The sequence below is a fragment of the Formosa undariae genome, from assembly GCF_042427615.1.
GTDB lineage: Bacteria > Bacteroidota > Bacteroidia > Flavobacteriales > Flavobacteriaceae > Formosa > Formosa undariae.
The window spans coordinates 532,020-549,452 of the sequence record NZ_JBHMEZ010000003.1 but is presented as its reverse complement, the minus strand read 5'-3'; the positions used below and the strand labels follow the sequence as shown (position 1 = coordinate 549,452).

Below are 17,433 nucleotides of genomic sequence, written 5' to 3'. Positions count from 1 at the left end.
TCAAAAAATAAAAAGCCTCGTTTATATAGTATATAAACGAGGCTTTTAAGTTAAATATAAATCAAAAAATAAGTCTTATTTAAAATTCTCATAACATTCTGTAGCAATCTCTAATTCCTCATTTGTAGGAACAATTAAGATTTTAGTTTTAGAGTCGGCTGTATTAATACTCCTAATGTTAGGTAAACGTTCTGCATTTAATTCTTGATCTAAATGTATACCGAAATAATCCATTTGGTCGCAAATCATTTTTCTAATGGTTGAACTGTTTTCTCCAATTCCAGCAGTGAATATAATGGCATCTAGACCATTTAAAGCAGCGGTATAAGCACCAATAAATTTCTTAACACGATATGCATTCATTTCTAAAGCAAGAATACAATCTGTATTGCCTAGTTCTGCTTGAGCTTCAATATCACGTAAATCACTATACCCTGTTAAACCAAGCATACCACTTTCTTTAGACAAAATGTTAATGATTTCTTGTTTATTGTAGTTGTATTTATCCATTAAAAAAAAGATAACAGATTGGTCTATCGCACCACTACGTGTTCCCATAATTAAACCATCGTTTGGTCCGAATCCTAAGGTATGGTCAAAACTTTTCCCATTCTGAACAGCCGTCATACTACATCCATTTCCTAAGTGAATAGAAACTAATTTAGCATCTGGTTTATCTAAAAATTCAACAGCACGGTCTGTAACGTATTTATGAGATAAACCATGGAATCCGTATACACGAACATTATCTTCTGTTAAAAATTTATTAGCAATAGCATATTTATAAGCTACAGCAGGTAACGTTTGGTGAAAAGCCGTGTCGAAAAGAGCAATTTGTTTCGATTTTGTAAATATTTTTTCGGCAACTTCAATACCGTCTAAATTTGGCGGATTGTGAAGTGGAGCTAATAAAATAAGATCACGGATTTTATCTTTAATTTCTTGAGTAACTTCTACGGGATCAGAGAATTTTTTTCCACCATGAACTACACGGTGTCCTACAAGATCTATTTCTGAAACATCTTTAATGACACCTGTTGTTCTATCCATTAACATTTCTGCAACTTTAGCCAATCCTATGGCATGGTTAGGAATAGGTAATGTTAAAGAAATTTTATCTTTTTGATCTTTATAATGAATAGCGCCATCTTCTAAGCCGATACGTTCTACTAAACCAGAAGCAATTACTGTTTCAGCAGGCATCTCGATGAGTTGAAACTTAATAGAGGAGCTACCAGAGTTTATAACAAGAATTTTCATGAGTTTGTTTTATATAGTTTTAATAAATAGTTGTTAAATACCTTGCGCTTGAATAGCTGTTAAGATTACGGTGTTAAAGATATCGTCTACAGTACATCCGCGACTTAAATCGTTAACAGGTTTGTTTAAACCTTGTAGCATTGGTCCAATTGCTAAGGCCCCAGTTTCTCTTTGTACAGCTTTGTAAGTATTATTTCCTGTATTTAAATCAGGGAAAATAAGTACAGTCGCTTTACCCGCAACTTCTGATCCTGGCATTTTACTCTGACCAACTTTTAAATCTACAGCGGCGTCATATTGAATAGGCCCTTCAATTTTAAGGTCAGGACGTTTCGCTCTTACTATCTCTGTAGCTTCACGTACTTTGTCTACATCTTCACCTTTACCAGAAGATCCAGAAGAGTAAGATAACATCGCTATGCGTGGTTCAATACCGAAAGCTTCTGAGCTTCTTGCAGAAGAAATCGCAATCTCTGCCAATTGAGCAGCGTTTGGATTTGGGTTAATTGCACAATCTCCAAATACAGAAACACGGTCGTCTAAACACATAAAGAATACAGACGATACGATAGAACATTCTGGTTTAGTTTTAATGAATTGTAAAGCAGGTAAAATAGTATGACCTGTAGTATTTACTGCTCCTGATACCATACCATCGGCGTCATTTTTGTAAATCATCATGGTACCAAAATAAGACACATCGTTCATAATGTCTCTCGCCATATCCATATTTACATTTTTATGTTTACGTAATTCGTAGAAGGTTTCAACGTAATCTTCAAAGCCTTCGTAATCCGATGGGAAAATAACTTTTGTTTTATTATAGTCTAAAGATAAACCAAGTTCAGTTGCTTTTTCTTTAATGACTTTAGGGTCTCCCAAAAGAATAATATCTACTAAATCTAAGACCTCTAAACGCGCAGCTGCAGTTAAGATACGAGGATCTGATGCTTCTGGTAAAACAATACGTTTTTTCGCTTTCCGTGCTTTTTCAATTAAATTATATTGAAACATGCGTGGTGTAGTCACTTTATTTTCGAAAGAAGTCAGTTTCTCCAATAAGCTGTCTGCTTGTATGTGTTTTTGAAACGTTTCTAAAGATGTTAAGATCTTTGTTTTGCTCTCTGCATAGATGTTAGATTTTATATTTCCAATTCTATGTGTTGCATTAAAAGTACCATCGTTTACCGAAATAATAGGAACGACTGTTGTAAGTCCATCTATTAATTTTAATATCGTGTCTTCAGGAATAATACCTCCTGTTAAAATAATACCAGAAATATTAGGGTAATTACTAGAGGAATGCGCTTGTAAAGATCCTAAAATTAAATCGGCACGATCACCAGGAGTTATGACCACAGAGCCTTCGCGTAGGTGAGATAAAAAATTACGCAATTGCATAGCTCCTACAGCAAATTTCCCAGATAAGTTTCCTAAATGTTCTTCCCCGAAAAGTACTTTTCCATCTAAAGTTTCTTTAATCTCCTTCATGGTTGGAGAGGCTAAAGATTTTACCATTGGTATAGTCGAAAACTCAACATCTTTAGGTAAGAATGCATGAACTGCAGTTTGTATCGTTTCAATGTTTTCAGGTTGTACTTTGTTTGCGACTAGTGCAATAACTTCTACATCGTGATTTTTAAAAGTCTTGTAAGCCATTTCTGCACTGCTCGCAAATTCTTCTACAGATTTGTCTAAACATGTGCTTACAATTAAAGCCGGTAAACCTAAGTTTTTAGCAATATTTACATTCCAGTCAAATTCAAAAACAGTTCCTTCTCCTTGGAAGTCTGTACCTTCAACTAAAATAAAATCGTATTGTTCCTCTAACGCCTTATATTTCTTAATGATTAAATCTAAAGAATCACCAATTTTCCCTGCATTTCTATTCTGAACAATTTCATTTCTAGTTAATGCATAGGTTTCAGTATAAGGAATATCTAAATTAAAATGAGAAAGTAATGTATCTATATGGTTATCTCGTTTATCGCCTTCTTCCTTATCTATAATTGGCCTGAAATAGGCAACCTTAGCCGTTTTTCCTAATAAGTTTTGCATTAACCCTAAAGAAATAATCGATTTACCACTATTGGGTTCTAGAGTGGCAATATAAAGTCCTTTACTCATTTTCAGTTTTAATTTGGTTTTTACGAAAATAATGATTTTCAGTATTTTAATAAGATATAAAGCTACTAAAAGTTTCTATTCCCTTTCTTATCTAAAAATCTTTGCAAATTTCTAGATTTAATACCGATTAGCAACTGATTATTATCATGTTTTGGAAATTAATTAGAAGCAAGTTTTTAACAGTATGATAACGCGCACAGTACTTTTTATTAGCAAATCATTTTTCTATATTTGCACTTTAATAAAATAGAAACAAATGCAAGACGGATTATACGCGAAATTTAATACTACAAAAGGTTCAGTTTTAGTAGCCTTAGAATTTCAAAAGACGCCGGGAACGGTAGGGAATTTTGTTGCTTTAGCAGAAGGTAATTTAGAAAACTCAGTTAAAAAACAAGGAACCCCTTATTACGACGGATTAAAATTTCACCGTGTTATACCAGATTTTATGGTTCAAGGTGGTTGTCCATTAGGAACAGGTACTGGTGATGCAGGATATAAATTTGATGATGAATTTCATCCAGAATTAAAGCATGATCGTCCTGGTATTCTTTCTATGGCTAATGCTGGTCCTGGAACAAATGGAAGTCAGTTTTTTATCACACACGTAGAGACGCCTTGGTTGGATAACGCTCACACTGTTTTTGGACATGTTGTTGAAGGTCAGGATGTCGTAGATGCTATTGCTCAAGCTGATAGTATTGAAACTTTAGAAATTATTAGAGTTGGTGCAGAAGCAGAAGCTTTTAATGCCGTTGAATCTTTTAGAACTTTTGAAGGTTCTCGTGAAAAGCGTTTAGCTGAAGCTAGAGCAGAACAAGATGCTGCTTTAGATAAAATCGCATCAGGTTTTAGTAAAACAGAAAGTGGTTTACGCTACCAAATTTTACAAGCCTCTAAAAGTGGTAAAAAAGCAAAATCAGGACAAACAGTTTCTGTACATTATAAAGGACAATTACAAGACGGTACCGTTTTCGATTCTTCTTACAAACGTAAAGAGCCTATCGAATTTCCAGTTGGAGTAGGACAAGTTATTTCTGGATGGGATGAAGGCATCCTATTATTAGAAGTAGGAGATAAGGCGAGATTAGTTATTCCTAGTGATTTAGGATACGGTTCTCGTGGAGCTGGTGGCGTTATTCCTCCAGATGCAACACTTATTTTTGATGTAGAATTAATGGAAGTTAAATAATACTTTCTTTACTTATAATATTGTAAAAGCTGTCTGAAAAGGCAGCTTTTTTTATGTCGAGTATTTAGGTTTATCTTAAAAAATGAGTATTTTCATTTTCTTAAACCACAATTTGATGAAACTAACTTTAACCACGTTATGCTTATGTTTAGGGTTTTTAGCCTTTGCTCAAGATCCATTTTTAACAGTAACTTCTAAAGATTCCGTGGGTAATGATCCCCGATATAAAAGTAGTTTAGGTGTAAACATGAAGCTAAATGGATACTTAGATGTGTATGGTGGATTAAATAACAGTGAGACGTTTAATGTGGGGTTAATTAATGTATTTGATACCGACGATACCAAAAGCTTAAATGTCGATATGTACCAAACTCAATTAAAGTTTAGTACGAAGTATATTCAAAAGGACGGACGGGTTATAACAGCAGTAGTCGAATCTGATTTTTGGGGAGGAGACGGAAGACTTCGCTTAAGAAAAGCATTTGTAGAAACCACGCACTGGCAAGTAGGGCAGAACTGGAATAACTTTGGAGACGAAAGTATTTGGCCCAATATTATGGAATGGGAAGGACCGCCTTCTGGAATTTGGTTAAGAACGCCACACATAAAATATATGAATACTTTTAAGAATCCAAATTGGATTTACGAAGCTAGTATAGAAGCGCCTATAGCTACTAATTTTGCTTATGAAGAGTTTCAGCCATTAATAGACGAGGTAGACCAAATCACTCCAGACCTTACGTTTTCTGTAAAATATAAACGAGAATGGGGACATTTAAGGATGTCTTCTGTGTTAAGAAATGTACGGTATAAATTGGACGACGATATTGATAGCTTTGTTGGTTACGGTTTTACTTTTAGTGGTATTTATAAAGCTAATAGGAATAATTTTCAATTTCAAATTGTTGGAGGAAAAGGTATTTCTGCCTATTTAACTACAGTCGCTGGAAATGGTTACGATGGATATCCAGCAACAGGAAATGAGTTTAATGCCACTCCAGCCATGGGAGGATGGGCCTCTTACGAATATTATATTACCGATAAACTTCACACAAACGTAGTACTAGGTTTCACTCGTTTTAATTTAAAAGACTCAGATCGCTTCATTGTTACTCAAGATTTAAATAATGATGTGGCATTTTTAAGAGGTAATTTTATTCATCAACATTATTACGGTATTTTAAATTTTATGTATGATGCTTACGATCGGATGACTGTAGGTCTAGAATTAGATTATGGTGAGAAAGATTTGGATATTTCTGGTGAAGTCAATCAAATTGAAGGTAAAATTAACCAAAGTCGTGATGCTATGCGTATTAGTTTCGGATTTATGTATTACTTTTAGAATATTGAATACAGACAAACAACCCAATAACCATGGAAACTACAGATCAACAATTAAAATATCCTATAGGGCAATTTAAATGTCCAGAACATATTACAGGCAAACATCTCGAAAATTGGATTTCTGTTTTGGAAGAATTTCCGAACCGGTTAAAGTCTTTGGTTAATCCGTTAACCGATTTTCAACTAGATACAGAATATCGTCCAGAAGGGTGGACTATCAGGCAACTTGTGCATCATATAGCCGATAGTCATCATCATAGTTATACGCGTTTTAAATGGAGTTTAACCGAGGATAATCCTGTAATTAAGGCTTACAATCAAGACGATTGGTCTAATCTAGACGATGCTATAAAAGCACCTGTTAGTATGTCTTTAATGCACATAGAGGCTGTCCATAAACGCTTGGTGTATCTTTTAAAATCTTTAAATGATATAGATTTAAACCGAAGCTTTATTCATCCAGAATCGAATAAAACGGTAATCTTAAAAGAAAATATAGGCATGTACGCTTGGCACAGTAGTCATCACTTTGCTCACATAGTTTCAGCTCTAGAACGTAAGGGGTGGGCTAAGCTTTAAACCATTTTATATTGCACCCAATACTTGGCTTTTGCCGATTTAAATGATCTTCTTTATTTAAGATACAATCTAATGCATAACGAATATCCTGACCCGTAACTGCGATCGTATTTCCAGGTCTAGAATCGTCTAACTGTCCGCGATATTTTAAAGATAATTCAGAATCAAACACAAAAAAATCTGGAGTACAAGCCGCGTTGTAAGCATGGGCGACGGTCTGTGTTTCGTCAAACAAATATGGGAAAATGTAGCCTTCTCTTTTAGCGACTAATTTCATTTTATCGGGAGCGTCTTGCGGATAATTTTCAATATCATTACTAGAGATAGCGATACAATTAACACCTTTCGATTTGTAATCTTTTGCTAATTGGACTAGTTGTGTATTTACATGAAGTACAAAAGGACAATGGTTACAGATAAAAAATATAACCGTTGCATGTTCTCCTTTAATATCGTTTAAGGACAACTCTGTATCAGATATTGTGTCTTGTAAAGTGAAATCTGGAGCTTTGGTACCTAAAGGCATCATTGTAGAAAGTGTATCGGACATAATTCTGTTTTTATCAAAGTTCGTAATTATTTGTACTTTTAAAAAATGAAACCAACTATAAATTTCGAAGACTTTAGTATTGTCGATTTACGTGTCGGAACTATTCTAGAAGTTAACGATTTTCCCGAAGCAAGAAAACCAGCGTATCAACTTACCATCGATTTTGGCGATTTGGGTTTAAAAAAAACATCTGCGCAAATTACAACCTTATATACTAAAACTGAATTGTTAAACAGACAAATTGTAGCGGTTGTAAATTTTCCGAGAAAGCAAATCGCTAAATTTATGAGCGAGTGTTTAATTATGGGAGCTGTTACAGGAAAAGACGTGATGTTATTACATCCTGAACAACAGGTTAAAAACGGAACTTCTGTGCTGTAATTCATGCAAGATATAGATTTAGTGCACATAAATTTCGATAACAATGCGATCTGGGTCATGAACATGGCTTTGGCCATTGTAATGTTTGGTGTCGCTTTAGGGATCTCTGTAGATGATTTTAATACTTTATTAAAAGAGCGGAAAGTTGTACTTATAGGTGTGCTCTCTCAGTTCTTTTTATTGCCTTTAGTTACTTTTTTATTGATTCTTATTGCACAGCCAAAACCTAGTATCGCTCTGGGTATGATGCTAGTCTCGGCATGTCCTGGTGGTAATATTTCTAATTTCATGACGCATTTAGCAAAAGGAAATACAGCCTTATCGGTGAGTTTAACTGCGTTTTCTACATGTATTGCTTTAATAATGACACCGTTTAATTTTCAATTTTACGGCAATTTATACGAGCCAACATCTCATTTATTAAGGGAAGTGGCTTTAAATCCGAAAGACCTAATTCAGGTTGTGCTTCTTACTCTAGGGATACCTTTATTCTTAGGAATGGGTGTTAGATATTTTAAGCCTGATCTTGCTATTAAAATATCGAAATTACTTAAACCATTTTCTATACTTGTATTTGTAATTATTGTTATTATTGCGTTTTCTAAAAACATAGATATTTTTAAAGCCTATATCTTTGACGTTTTGTTTTTAGGAATTGGACATAATATTTTAGCGTTGGCTTTAGGTTTTTATATGGCTAAAGGCTTTAAGTTGTCTTTTAGCAATCAGAAAACCTTAGCTATTGAAACAGGAATTCAAAATTCGGGACTGGGTTTACTTTTAATATTTACGTTTTTTGATGGGCTAGGAGGTATGGCTATTATCGCTGCTTTTTGGGGTATCTGGCATATTATTTCAGGATTATTTTTAGCTTTATATTGGTCCAAACTAACTAAGGGTATATATGACATTAAAACAATTTAAGTTACAGTGCGTTAAAGGATATATTTCGATGGGTTTATTTTTTTATTATAAAAAGATAAGTGTTAAGGGACAGGAATTTATCCCAAAAACAAAACCTGTTCTTTTATTATCTAATCACCAGAATGCATTGCTTGATCCTTTAATAATAGCGACTCATTCTAATCGATTTTGTTATTATTTAACACGCGCAGCGGTGTTTCAAAAACCATTCATTTCAAAATTATTAAAAGGTTTGAATATGCTTCCTGTGTATCGGGTTAGAGATGGGTGGCAAACAATCTTGAATAATAATGCGATTTTTGAAACATGTAGAGATTTGTTAAAAGATCAAGAAGCGCTTGTTATTTTTCCAGAGGGCAGTCATAACTTAAATAGAAAAGTTCGTCCGTTAAGTAAAGGCTTTACGCGTATTGTTTTGGATACTTTAGAATCTTATCCGGATTTAGATTTGCAATTATTACCTGTAGGTGTAAATTATAAAAATGCGCTTGCTTTTGGAGACAGTATGTCGCTTAATATTGGGAAACCTATAAACGCGCAGCACTATCTAGGTCTAGAGAAAACAGAAGCAGTGAATGCGTTAAAGTGTGATATTCAAAAAGAGATTCAGTTACTTACAACTCACATTGAGGATGATTATGATGAGGTGTTGCTACACTTAGAAAATAATGGAGCGGATTTTTTAAATCCAGAGGCTGTAAATTATTTTTTAGAATACAATGAAAAAGTGCCTGGATTTGTAAGTAAAAAATCTGTTTTAGAACCTATAGGATTCATTTTTAGAATCCTTTTTAAAGTCGTTTTATTACCAGTTTATATGCTTTGGAAATTGGTTTTACAACCTAAAATAAAAGAGAAGGAGTTTACGGGGACTTTTAGATTTGCGATTGGATTAACTATTGTACCACTTTGGATTTTTATTGTAGTGCTAAGTATAGGGATTAACCTAGGATGGTTTATGGCATTAAGTGCTTTATTAGGGATATGCTGTCTTGGTCTTGGTGCCGTTAAATTATAGTTGAAAATAGAGCACAAAAAAACCGTTACAAAATAACGGTTTAATTGGTGTTTATTTTAGATTCGATTAAATATCGTCAAAACTAATATCTGTGAATTTTTCAGCAGATTCATGAGCAGCTTCAATAACTTCTTCTTGATTCTCGTCGTATTCTTTTTTGAAATCTTTTTGATGACGTTCACTAATTACTTCATCTCCCTTTTCATCAATAATGTAATCTGTCATTTCGTTTAAAATATCTCTAAACTCAGAAAAATCCTCTTTGTACAAGTATATCTTATGTTTTTTGTAATGGTACGACCCGTCGTCGTTTGTGAATTTTTTACTTTCAGTAATTGTTAAATAATAATCCCCTGCTTTTGTAGCTCTAACATCAAAAAAATATGTTCGTCTCCCTGCTCTTAATACTTTAGAAAAAATCTCCTCTTTCTCCATCATGTCCTTACTATCCATACTCATGTTTACTATTAATAAGATTTAAAATGTTTAATTCAAGTTGTTAAAATTATTTATATAGGTAAATCAATTTCCTTTCAAAAATCTAAAAAAAAGACATACTAACCAACAAATTATGATATTTCTTTTTCACTAAGTTGCTTTAAATATAAGGTTTTATAATAACCTTCAATGTTAATTAAGCTGTTATGAGAACCTTGCTGAATAATTTTTCCATCCTCTAATACAATTATCTTGTCTGCGTTTTTAGCAGAAGAGACACGATGACTTACAATTATAGTAGTTTTTCCTGAAGATACTTTGTATAAGTTTTTTAGGATTTTTTCTTCGGTTTCAGTGTCTACGGCCGATAAACAATCGTCGAACAATAATATTTGAGGATCTTTTATAATCGCTCTAGCAATAGAAACACGTTGTTTTTGTCCGCCAGATAATGTAATTCCGCGTTCTCCTAACACCGTATCGTAGCCTTTAGCAAATTTTGAAATATTACTATGAACTTGAGCTAGTTTTGCGGCTTGATAAACATCCTCGTCGGTTGCATCTTCTTTCCCAAACTTGATATTATTTTTTATAGAATCTGAAAACAAAAAGGCATCCTGAGGAACATACCCAATACTGTCCCTTAAGCTGTACAGGTTTAATTGATCTATCTCGAGATCGTCAACTAAAATAGCACCACTATTTATGTCGTATAAGCGACCAATTAGATCTAATATTGTCGATTTACCAGAACCTGTTTTTCCAATAATGGCTAAGGTTTCTCCATGATTAATAGTAAAGGATATGTCTTTTAAGGCTTGAATATTAGTGTCGTCGTAAGTAAAAGACACATTTTTAAACTCAATATTTCCTTTAATTATAGAAGGCGCTTCTGTATTGTTTTTTATTTCAGGTTCAATCTCTAAAAATTCGTTTATACGTTTTTGAGAGGCCTCTGCTTGTTGAATAATTGAAGTTACCCAACCCACAGTAGCGACGGGCCAGGTTAACATGTTTACATAAATTATAAATTCGGCAATGGTTCCTAAACTCTCTATTTCTCCATCTATATATTGTTTACCTCCAATATAAATTACAATTAAATTACTAAGTCCGATTAGTAAAACCATCATGGGGAAAAAGAACGCTTGAATGCGTACTAATGCTAATTGTTTTTCTTTACTACCTTCCGATAGTTCTTCGAAATTTTCTGATGTTTGTAATTCTATACCGTTAGCCTTTATTACAGAAATACCACTAAAACTTTCTTGAGTAAAGGTGGATAGTTTCGATAAATAGACTTGTACAATAGTGCTACGTTTATGTATTTCTTTACTTAATCTGTAAATGGCAAAAGATAAAACAGGAAGCGGTAAAACGGTATATAACGTAAGAGATGGAGCTTCGCTGTACATATATAACAGGGCAATTACGAAAAGTGTAATGGTGTTTATAGTGTACATTATGGCAGGTCCTGCGTACATACGCACACGACTTACATCTTCACTAATTCTATTCATTAAATCTCCGGTTCTATTCTTTTTGTAGAAGTTTAAAGATAACCTTTGGTACTGCTGATAGATTTCATTTTTTAAATCGAATTCTATATGTCGGGACATATTAATAATGGTTTGACGCATTAAAAAAGTAAAAATTCCAGCGATTATAGCAGCTCCTATTATATAGAGTATGTCTTCTAAAAGTTCGGAACGTACCACCGCTACGTCTGTAATAATACCTTGATTATAATCTTCGACAACTTTAAAAATTTCTCTTACAAAACGCGGTGTAAACAACATGAAAATACGCGCTATAATAGTAATTGCTATTCCGAAGAGTAATTGATATTTATATTTAAGGAAGTATTTATTAACGTGTTTAAGGGCTTTCATTAACCGGGAGTCTATTTTTTATTTTTTGTTATTCTCTATTTAATACCAGTTTGTTTGAAAATATGATAATAATAATATAGATTTGCGTTTATATTTTATTAATACATCAAAATAATCAATACTAATTAATACATAATTAAAATGGTTTCAGAGGTTTTAAATGCAAATGAACTGTATAAAGTTGATCCCGTATTCGGACAACACTCATTTAACAATCATGAGCAAATTGTATTTTGCAATGACAAAGATACAGGTTTAAAAGCAATTATTGGTATTCATAACACGGTATTAGGACCTGCTTTGGGAGGAACTAGAATGTGGAATTACAATAATGAATGGGAGGCATTAAACGATGTTTTGCGTTTGTCTCGTGGGATGACATATAAAGCGGCTGTAACAGGTTTAAACTTAGGTGGTGGAAAAGCTGTTATAATTGGTGATGCCAAAACACAAAAGACTCCAGAATTGATGAAAAAATTCGGTGAGTATGTAAATTCTTTAAGCGGAAAATATATAACTGCTGAAGATGTAGGAATGGAAACATCCGATATGGATTTAGTTCGTGAAGTAACACCTTACGTTACGGGTATCTCTGAATCTAAAGGAGGTGCAGGAAATCCTTCTCCAGTGACTGCTTATGGCGTGTATATGGGAATGAAAGCTGCTGCAAAATTTAAATTCGGTACAGATAATCTTGAAGGAAAATCTATTCTAGTTCAAGGAATTGGACATGTTGGAGAAACTTTAGTAGATTATTTAACTAAAGAAGGCGCAAAAGTTATTATCAGCGATATTAGCGAAGAGCGTTTAGAAGCAGTAAGTAAATCTTACGGAGCAACCATTTATAGAGGATCAGATTTATATAGCGAAGCTGTAGATATTTATGCACCTTGTGCTTTAGGAGCAACTATAAACGACGATACTGTAAATAAAATTCAAGCCCAAGTTATTGCAGGTGCTGCGAACAATCAGTTAGCTAACGAGCAAGTTCATGGTGGTATTTTACAAAATAGAGGTATTGTATATGCCCCAGATTTTTTAATAAATGCAGGAGGTATTATTAACGTATATGCAGAAATTGCAAAATACGATAAAGCCGAGATTATGAATAGAACTCAGAATATTTACAATACGACATTAGAAATTCTTAATAATGCCGATGTTCATAAAATAACAACAAATCAAGCAGCTTTAAATGTTGCTAAAGCAAATATAGAAGCTAGAAAAAAAGAGAATAATAAATAAGTTATTTGCTTAAAAATCGTATTTTTGCAGCCGAAAGTTTTTAAAACTTTCGGCTTTTTTACTAAAAATAATGCCATTAAGGCTATCATTCATGCTCCTGAAAGGGAGGTTAAAAGTTCTTTGTAACTATGCTTAATAGAAGACATATTCGCGTAAAAGTAATGCAAACCATTTATGCATTTAAAGGTGGGGAAAGTGACGATTTTAAAAACGATCAAAAGTTTTTACTTAACAGTTTTGACGATATGTATCATTTATATCTGTTACAATTATCTTTACTTATTGAGGTTCAAAAACGAGTTGAAAATCAAATCGATAAATCTCAATTAAAGCATCTTGCAACGTCTGAAGATAAAGATCCCAATAAAAAATTAGTTAATAACGAAGTGCTACAGTTGCTAAGATACAACCGTACTTTAGGAGATACCATTAGAACCTATGGTGTAGACAATTGGGAATTAGACGACGAATATGTAGATGTTATTTACAAAGCCATTCTTGCTAGTGATATTTACACGGAGTACATGAAAACGCGTACTTCAGACTTTAAAGCAGACAAGAACTTTATTGTCGATGTGTTCAAAGAAATTATCGCACCAAACGAAAAACTTTACGATTATTTAGAAGATAAAAATTTAACGTGGTTAGACGATTTACCTACTGTAAATACAACCATAGCGAAGTTATTACGTAAATGTAAACCCGATGCTGCCGATGCTTATTTTACACCTAAATTATATAAGGATTTAGACGATAAAGCCTTTGGAGTAAGCTTGTTTAAAAAGACCATTTTAAGCCAAACTAAATTAAATGCCGAAATTGATAATAAAGCAAAAAATTGGGAAGCCGATCGTATTGCACAAATCGATTATATCTTAATGCAAATGGCAGTTTGCGAGTTGTTACATTTCCCTTCTATTCCTGTAAAAGTGACAATAAACGAATATTTAGAAATAGCCAAAGAGTATTCTACGCCTAAAAGCAGCATTTTTATTAATGGTATTTTAGATAAGTTAGTTAAGGAATATCAGGAGAACGGAACCTTAAATAAAATAGGGAGAGGGTTGATGTAGTTGTAAATTATTAGTACATTTAGCCTTTTAAAAAAATATATTTATTATGAAAAAATTAATATTAGGATTAAGCGCATTTTGCTTAATTGCTTTTACAGCTTGTAAAGAAGATGCTTCGAAAAAAGTAAATGAAGAAAACGTAGTTGTTGCTGCTGAGCGTGATGCTAATTCTTCAAAATTTCCTCAAATTGTGTTTACTGAAACTGAACATGATTTTGGTACAATTGAATCTAAACAAAATGTAGAAACTGTTTTTGAATATAAAAACACAGGTGAAGCACCTTTGGTAATTACAAATATCGCAAGTTCTTGTGGTTGTACAGTACCTCAAGATTGGAGTAAAGCACCTTTAGCACCAGGAGAATCAGGGAAATTTACAGTAAAATTTAATGGTTCTGGAGCAAATAATGTAACAAAAACAATTACAGTGAGCTCTAATACGGCAAAAGGTAAAGAAATGGTTAGAATAAAAGCATTTGTTAAGCCTGATCCAAACTCACCTATGAAACCAACTTTAGCAACACCTCAAATTCAATCTTAAATAATGGAAGGTATAAGTCAATTTTTACCGTTTATATTAATGTTTGTGGTTGTGTATTTCTTTATGATTGCACCACAAATGAAACGTCAGAAAAAAGAAAAAAAATTCGCTAGCGAATTAAAACGTGGAGATCGCGTAATTACTAAAAGTGGTATGCACGGAAAAGTAGTTGATTTAAACGATAAAGATAATTCATGCGTTATTGAAACGCTTGCAGGTAAAATTAAGTTTGAACGTTCTTCAATTTCTATGGAAATGAGTTCTGCTTTAACTAAAACAGAAGTAACTAAATAAATTTTAGTTTATTAGTATATTGAAAAGGCTATCCTATAGGGGTAGCCTTTTTATTTGCACTATATTTTAATAACCTTTATTTGGGTTCTTTCGACAGCAGTGAAAAAAACAGGTACACGTTATATATAGTATACTACCAGAAGAGTAGAATTGAGTGTACTATTGCTCCTAGGAAAAATAATAGTTAATAAAAAAAACGGTCTAAATGATTTTCATTTAGACCGTTTTTAGAATCGTATTTTTTGGATAAATTTATTTATTAAAGAAATCCATTACACCTTTCATTTTAGACATATCAATATCTCCTTTTTCTAATACTTTTGCTAACGACATAATTTGAGAAGGTTTCATTTGGTCTCCAAGGACTCTTAAAACACCAAATCCCGTATCTTTAGCATTTCCATAAACAATTAATTCGTCTATAGATTCTTCATCATCTCCAAGATATTTTAAAGTAAATTTACCGCCATGGTTATTAATAACCATAAGCTCATTGTATGCTTTATTATTTAAAATAAGTTCTACTTTTTCTTTTTCCGAAATATAGTCTTCAGGCTGTGCTGCATCTTTTTTATATCCTAAGAAATTTAATCGCTTAATGGATTTGTAGGTTGTTTTTTGCGCTTCATCTAGCTTCGATTCATCTATATTCAAAACAGAAAGCGGTAAGTCTACTGTTGTGAAATTTTGTGATTCTTGGTGGTCTACAATATAGGTTTGTAAAGTCGGTTCAGATTTACAACTTGTAAGTAATAATCCGAAATAAAAGAGTATGGCGAAAGTTAATTTATAAGATTTCATAATATTATAATATTGTAAAACGGCGTTCTAATAGTTTTAAATTAGAACGCGCTTTAAGTGTGAATTTATTTGTTGTTTTTTAAGTGTTCTCCTCCAGGGATATTCATCTTACTCGTCAGTTTAGAGATTTGATTTAAATCGATATCTCCAGTTAAAAGGGCAACTACGGTTTCAATCCTACGACTATTACCATTAATTTCTATATTGGCATCTTTAGTTAAATCGCCAATACCATTTACAAAAATCAGGAGTTCTTTTACATGATCTGCATCCTTACCTTCTTTTACGTAAAATTTCACTTCTTTTCCGTCGTCTTTTACTTCCATAAGTTCGTCTAAACCTCCTTTTTTAGAAGTCATCCAAGTAGAAATATCAGCAGCAATAGCTTTGTCGTCTGTAATTATAGTTTTGAAACTAGTAATACTATTTACCATTTCTAAGTAGGCTTGAGACTCAGCATCGTCGGTGCTAATGTCTAATTTTGCTAACATCTGAAACATTTTTGGTTTAATATTTACATACGTTACATTTGGATTTTCACTGTATTTGTCGAAAATCGTTTGGGCCATCATACTTGCTGGTAATAATACCATGGCAAGTGCAAATAAGATTAATTTTTGAGTCATCGATTTGGAATTTTTATTTAATATAGTTTTCATAATACTTTATTTTTTGTTTGTAAAAATGATATTTGTAGAGTGTTCTAATTCGTTAATATATCCTACTGTCGCTATGCCTTTATTATAAGATTCTAAATAGCTCATGGTAGAAGCGCCTTTGTTTAGTGATTTAGAAATGAGTTCTAAAGATCTTACCACTTCTTCGTATGCCAATTGCGGATCTTGGATGGTTCCCAACTCGTCACTTGTAGGCGTTATATTCTGAGTCGATTTAAAATAAAAGCCTAACATTAATACAGCAATAGCAGCGACACTTAACCAGGTGTAAATTGGTTTTTTATTCGATTTTAGCGGAATGTCTTTGTTAAAGGTTTCCTGTTTACTGGCTTTAAAATAAGCAAATAAAGGTCTGTAAACTTCTAGGTGCGGTTCTATATTGTCTTGAGAAAAGTAGGTTTGTAACTGTTGCTCTTCTTGCAGTGTTGTTTCTCCGTTTTCGTACTTTTCAAGTAAATGTTCTATACTATTTAATACCATAATTATGTGTATTAGTTAACTGTTCTCTTATTGTTTTTCGCGCTCTAGATAATGCAACTCTTACAGCTGTATTTTTCATATCTAGCATTTTTGAAATTTCGTCTAAATCGTATTGCTCGATATCTCTAAGCTGAATAACCATGCGTTGTTGTTCTGGTAAAGTTTCAATAATTTTCCCCACCCAATCTAAACTATCTGTCGTTTCAACTTGCTTCTGAAGACTTGTATTGTGATCTTCATAATTAGTATGTACTATTTTTAAATTCTGTGCTTGCTTAGATTTTAATTTGTCAAAACATAAATTTTTCGTCATAGTCATGGAAAACGCCTCTATATTTTTATAGGCCTCCATTTTATTTTTATTCGACCACAGTTTAATTAAAACTTCTTGCGTCGCATCTTCAGCTTCTTCACTAGATATTAATAAACGTTTTGCTAAACGATATACTTTATCTTTAAAAGGCAATACAGTATTTAAAAATTCAGACTGAGTCATTTGTTTAATTCGGTTGATGGTCTATTATTGGTGGTTTAATATTACGACGAATGATTATATAATTTGTTACAAAAAATTTTATAACTGCTATTAAATAAAGTAAATTTATACTTTATAC

The 17,433-nt window shown here is 32.8% G+C and carries 19 protein-coding genes; 10 read left to right on the top strand and 9 right to left on the bottom strand.

Going from position 1 to position 17,433, the window contains the following annotated elements; genetic code table 11:
* Window positions 1-75: 75 nt before the first annotated feature.
* Together ACFFVB_RS05845 and pta are read right to left on the bottom strand one after the other, a co-directional pair.
* A complete protein-coding gene (locus ACFFVB_RS05845; RefSeq protein ID WP_382381778.1) occupies window positions 76-1,260 on the bottom strand; it encodes an acetate/propionate family kinase in 1,185 nt (394 codons plus the stop codon).
* 33 nt (window positions 1,261-1,293) lie between these two features.
* Entirely contained in the window at window positions 1,294-3,387 is a 2,094-nt protein-coding gene (gene pta / locus ACFFVB_RS05840; RefSeq protein WP_382381777.1) for a phosphate acetyltransferase, read from the bottom strand.
* Window positions 3,388-3,643: 256 nt separating this feature from the next.
* Between pta and ACFFVB_RS05835 the strand changes: the two genes are divergently transcribed.
* The 3 genes from ACFFVB_RS05835 to ACFFVB_RS05825 all read left to right on the top strand — a co-directional run bounded on the left by ACFFVB_RS05835 (window position 3,644) and on the right by ACFFVB_RS05825 (window position 6,505).
* A complete protein-coding gene (locus ACFFVB_RS05835) occupies window positions 3,644-4,579 on the top strand; it encodes a peptidylprolyl isomerase (protein ID WP_382381776.1) in 936 nt (311 codons plus the stop codon).
* Between the two features lie 115 nt (window positions 4,580-4,694).
* Window positions 4,695-5,924 (top strand): porin family protein, encoded by a 1,230-nt coding sequence (locus tag ACFFVB_RS05830; protein WP_382381775.1) that lies wholly within the window; start codon window positions 4,695-4,697, stop codon window positions 5,922-5,924.
* A gap of 32 nt (window positions 5,925-5,956) precedes the next feature.
* Complete coding sequence (locus ACFFVB_RS05825) at window positions 5,957-6,505, top strand: YfiT family bacillithiol transferase (RefSeq protein ID WP_382381774.1); 549 nt, start codon at window positions 5,957-5,959, stop codon at window positions 6,503-6,505.
* Here ACFFVB_RS05825 and ACFFVB_RS05820 read toward each other — a convergent pair.
* Window positions 6,495-7,055, bottom strand: a complete 561-nt coding sequence (locus ACFFVB_RS05820) for a thioredoxin family protein (RefSeq protein ID WP_382381773.1) — start codon at window positions 7,053-7,055, stop codon at window positions 6,495-6,497. The two genes, ACFFVB_RS05825 and ACFFVB_RS05820, sit on opposite strands and share 11 nt — an antisense overlap.
* A 45-nt stretch (window positions 7,056-7,100) precedes the next feature.
* On the opposite strand from ACFFVB_RS05820, the gene ACFFVB_RS05815 reads away from it, so the two are divergent.
* Genes ACFFVB_RS05815 through ACFFVB_RS05805 form a run of 3 tightly spaced genes read left to right on the top strand, consistent with a single transcriptional unit; the run spans window position 7,101 to window position 9,378 of the window.
* Entirely contained in the window at window positions 7,101-7,436 is a 336-nt protein-coding gene (locus ACFFVB_RS05815) for a tRNA-binding protein (protein ID WP_382381772.1), read from the top strand.
* A gap of 3 nt (window positions 7,437-7,439) precedes the next feature.
* The gene (locus ACFFVB_RS05810) at window positions 7,440-8,360 is read left to right on the top strand and encodes a bile acid:sodium symporter family protein (RefSeq protein ID WP_382381771.1); all 921 of its coding nucleotides are present in this window, start codon (window positions 7,440-7,442) and stop codon (window positions 8,358-8,360) included.
* 28 nt (window positions 8,361-8,388) lie between these two features.
* A complete protein-coding gene (locus ACFFVB_RS05805) occupies window positions 8,389-9,378 on the top strand; it encodes a lysophospholipid acyltransferase family protein (protein WP_382381770.1) in 990 nt (329 codons plus the stop codon).
* 66 nt (window positions 9,379-9,444) lie between these two features.
* On the opposite strand, the gene ACFFVB_RS05800 is transcribed toward ACFFVB_RS05805, so the two are convergent.
* Together ACFFVB_RS05800 and ACFFVB_RS05795 are read right to left on the bottom strand one after the other, a co-directional pair.
* Window positions 9,445-9,831, bottom strand: a complete 387-nt coding sequence (locus tag ACFFVB_RS05800) for a PUR family DNA/RNA-binding protein (RefSeq protein WP_382381769.1) — start codon at window positions 9,829-9,831, stop codon at window positions 9,445-9,447.
* A 116-nt stretch (window positions 9,832-9,947) separates the two neighbouring features.
* A complete protein-coding gene (locus ACFFVB_RS05795; protein ID WP_382381768.1) occupies window positions 9,948-11,708 on the bottom strand; it encodes an ABC transporter ATP-binding protein in 1,761 nt (586 codons plus the stop codon).
* Between the two features lie 141 nt (window positions 11,709-11,849).
* On the opposite strand from ACFFVB_RS05795, the gene ACFFVB_RS05790 reads away from it, so the two are divergent.
* The 4 genes from ACFFVB_RS05790 to yajC all read left to right on the top strand — a co-directional run bounded on the left by ACFFVB_RS05790 (window position 11,850) and on the right by yajC (window position 14,861).
* On the top strand, window positions 11,850-12,953 hold the full coding sequence (locus ACFFVB_RS05790) for a Glu/Leu/Phe/Val family dehydrogenase (RefSeq protein WP_382381767.1): 1,104 nt from the start codon (window positions 11,850-11,852) through the stop codon (window positions 12,951-12,953).
* 128 nt (window positions 12,954-13,081) lie between these two features.
* Window positions 13,082-14,026, top strand: coding sequence for a transcription antitermination factor NusB (gene nusB, locus ACFFVB_RS05785; RefSeq protein ID WP_382381766.1), 945 nt, complete (start codon window positions 13,082-13,084; stop codon window positions 14,024-14,026).
* Between the two features lie 46 nt (window positions 14,027-14,072).
* Entirely contained in the window at window positions 14,073-14,567 is a 495-nt protein-coding gene (locus ACFFVB_RS05780; RefSeq protein ID WP_382381765.1) for a DUF1573 domain-containing protein, read from the top strand.
* Between the two features lie 3 nt (window positions 14,568-14,570).
* Complete coding sequence (gene yajC / locus ACFFVB_RS05775; protein ID WP_382381764.1) at window positions 14,571-14,861, top strand: preprotein translocase subunit YajC; 291 nt, start codon at window positions 14,571-14,573, stop codon at window positions 14,859-14,861.
* Window positions 14,862-15,113: 252 nt separating this feature from the next.
* On the opposite strand, the gene ACFFVB_RS05770 is transcribed toward yajC, so the two are convergent.
* The 4 genes from ACFFVB_RS05770 to ACFFVB_RS05755 all read right to left on the bottom strand — a co-directional run bounded on the left by ACFFVB_RS05770 (window position 15,114) and on the right by ACFFVB_RS05755 (window position 17,315).
* The gene (locus ACFFVB_RS05770; protein WP_382381763.1) at window positions 15,114-15,662 is read right to left on the bottom strand and encodes a GFO_1091 family lipoprotein; all 549 of its coding nucleotides are present in this window, start codon (window positions 15,660-15,662) and stop codon (window positions 15,114-15,116) included.
* 65 nt (window positions 15,663-15,727) lie between these two features.
* Entirely contained in the window at window positions 15,728-16,288 is a 561-nt protein-coding gene (locus ACFFVB_RS05765; protein ID WP_512699229.1) for a GFO_1090 family protein, read from the bottom strand.
* 39 nt (window positions 16,289-16,327) lie between these two features.
* A complete protein-coding gene (locus ACFFVB_RS05760) occupies window positions 16,328-16,819 on the bottom strand; it encodes a PG0215 family putative anti-sigma factor (RefSeq protein WP_382381761.1) in 492 nt (163 codons plus the stop codon).
* Complete coding sequence (locus ACFFVB_RS05755; protein WP_382381760.1) at window positions 16,806-17,315, bottom strand: GFO_1088 family ECF-type sigma factor; 510 nt, start codon at window positions 17,313-17,315, stop codon at window positions 16,806-16,808. Before ACFFVB_RS05755 ends, ACFFVB_RS05760 begins: the two co-directional genes overlap by 14 nt.
* Between the last annotated feature and the right edge of the window lie 118 nt (window positions 17,316-17,433).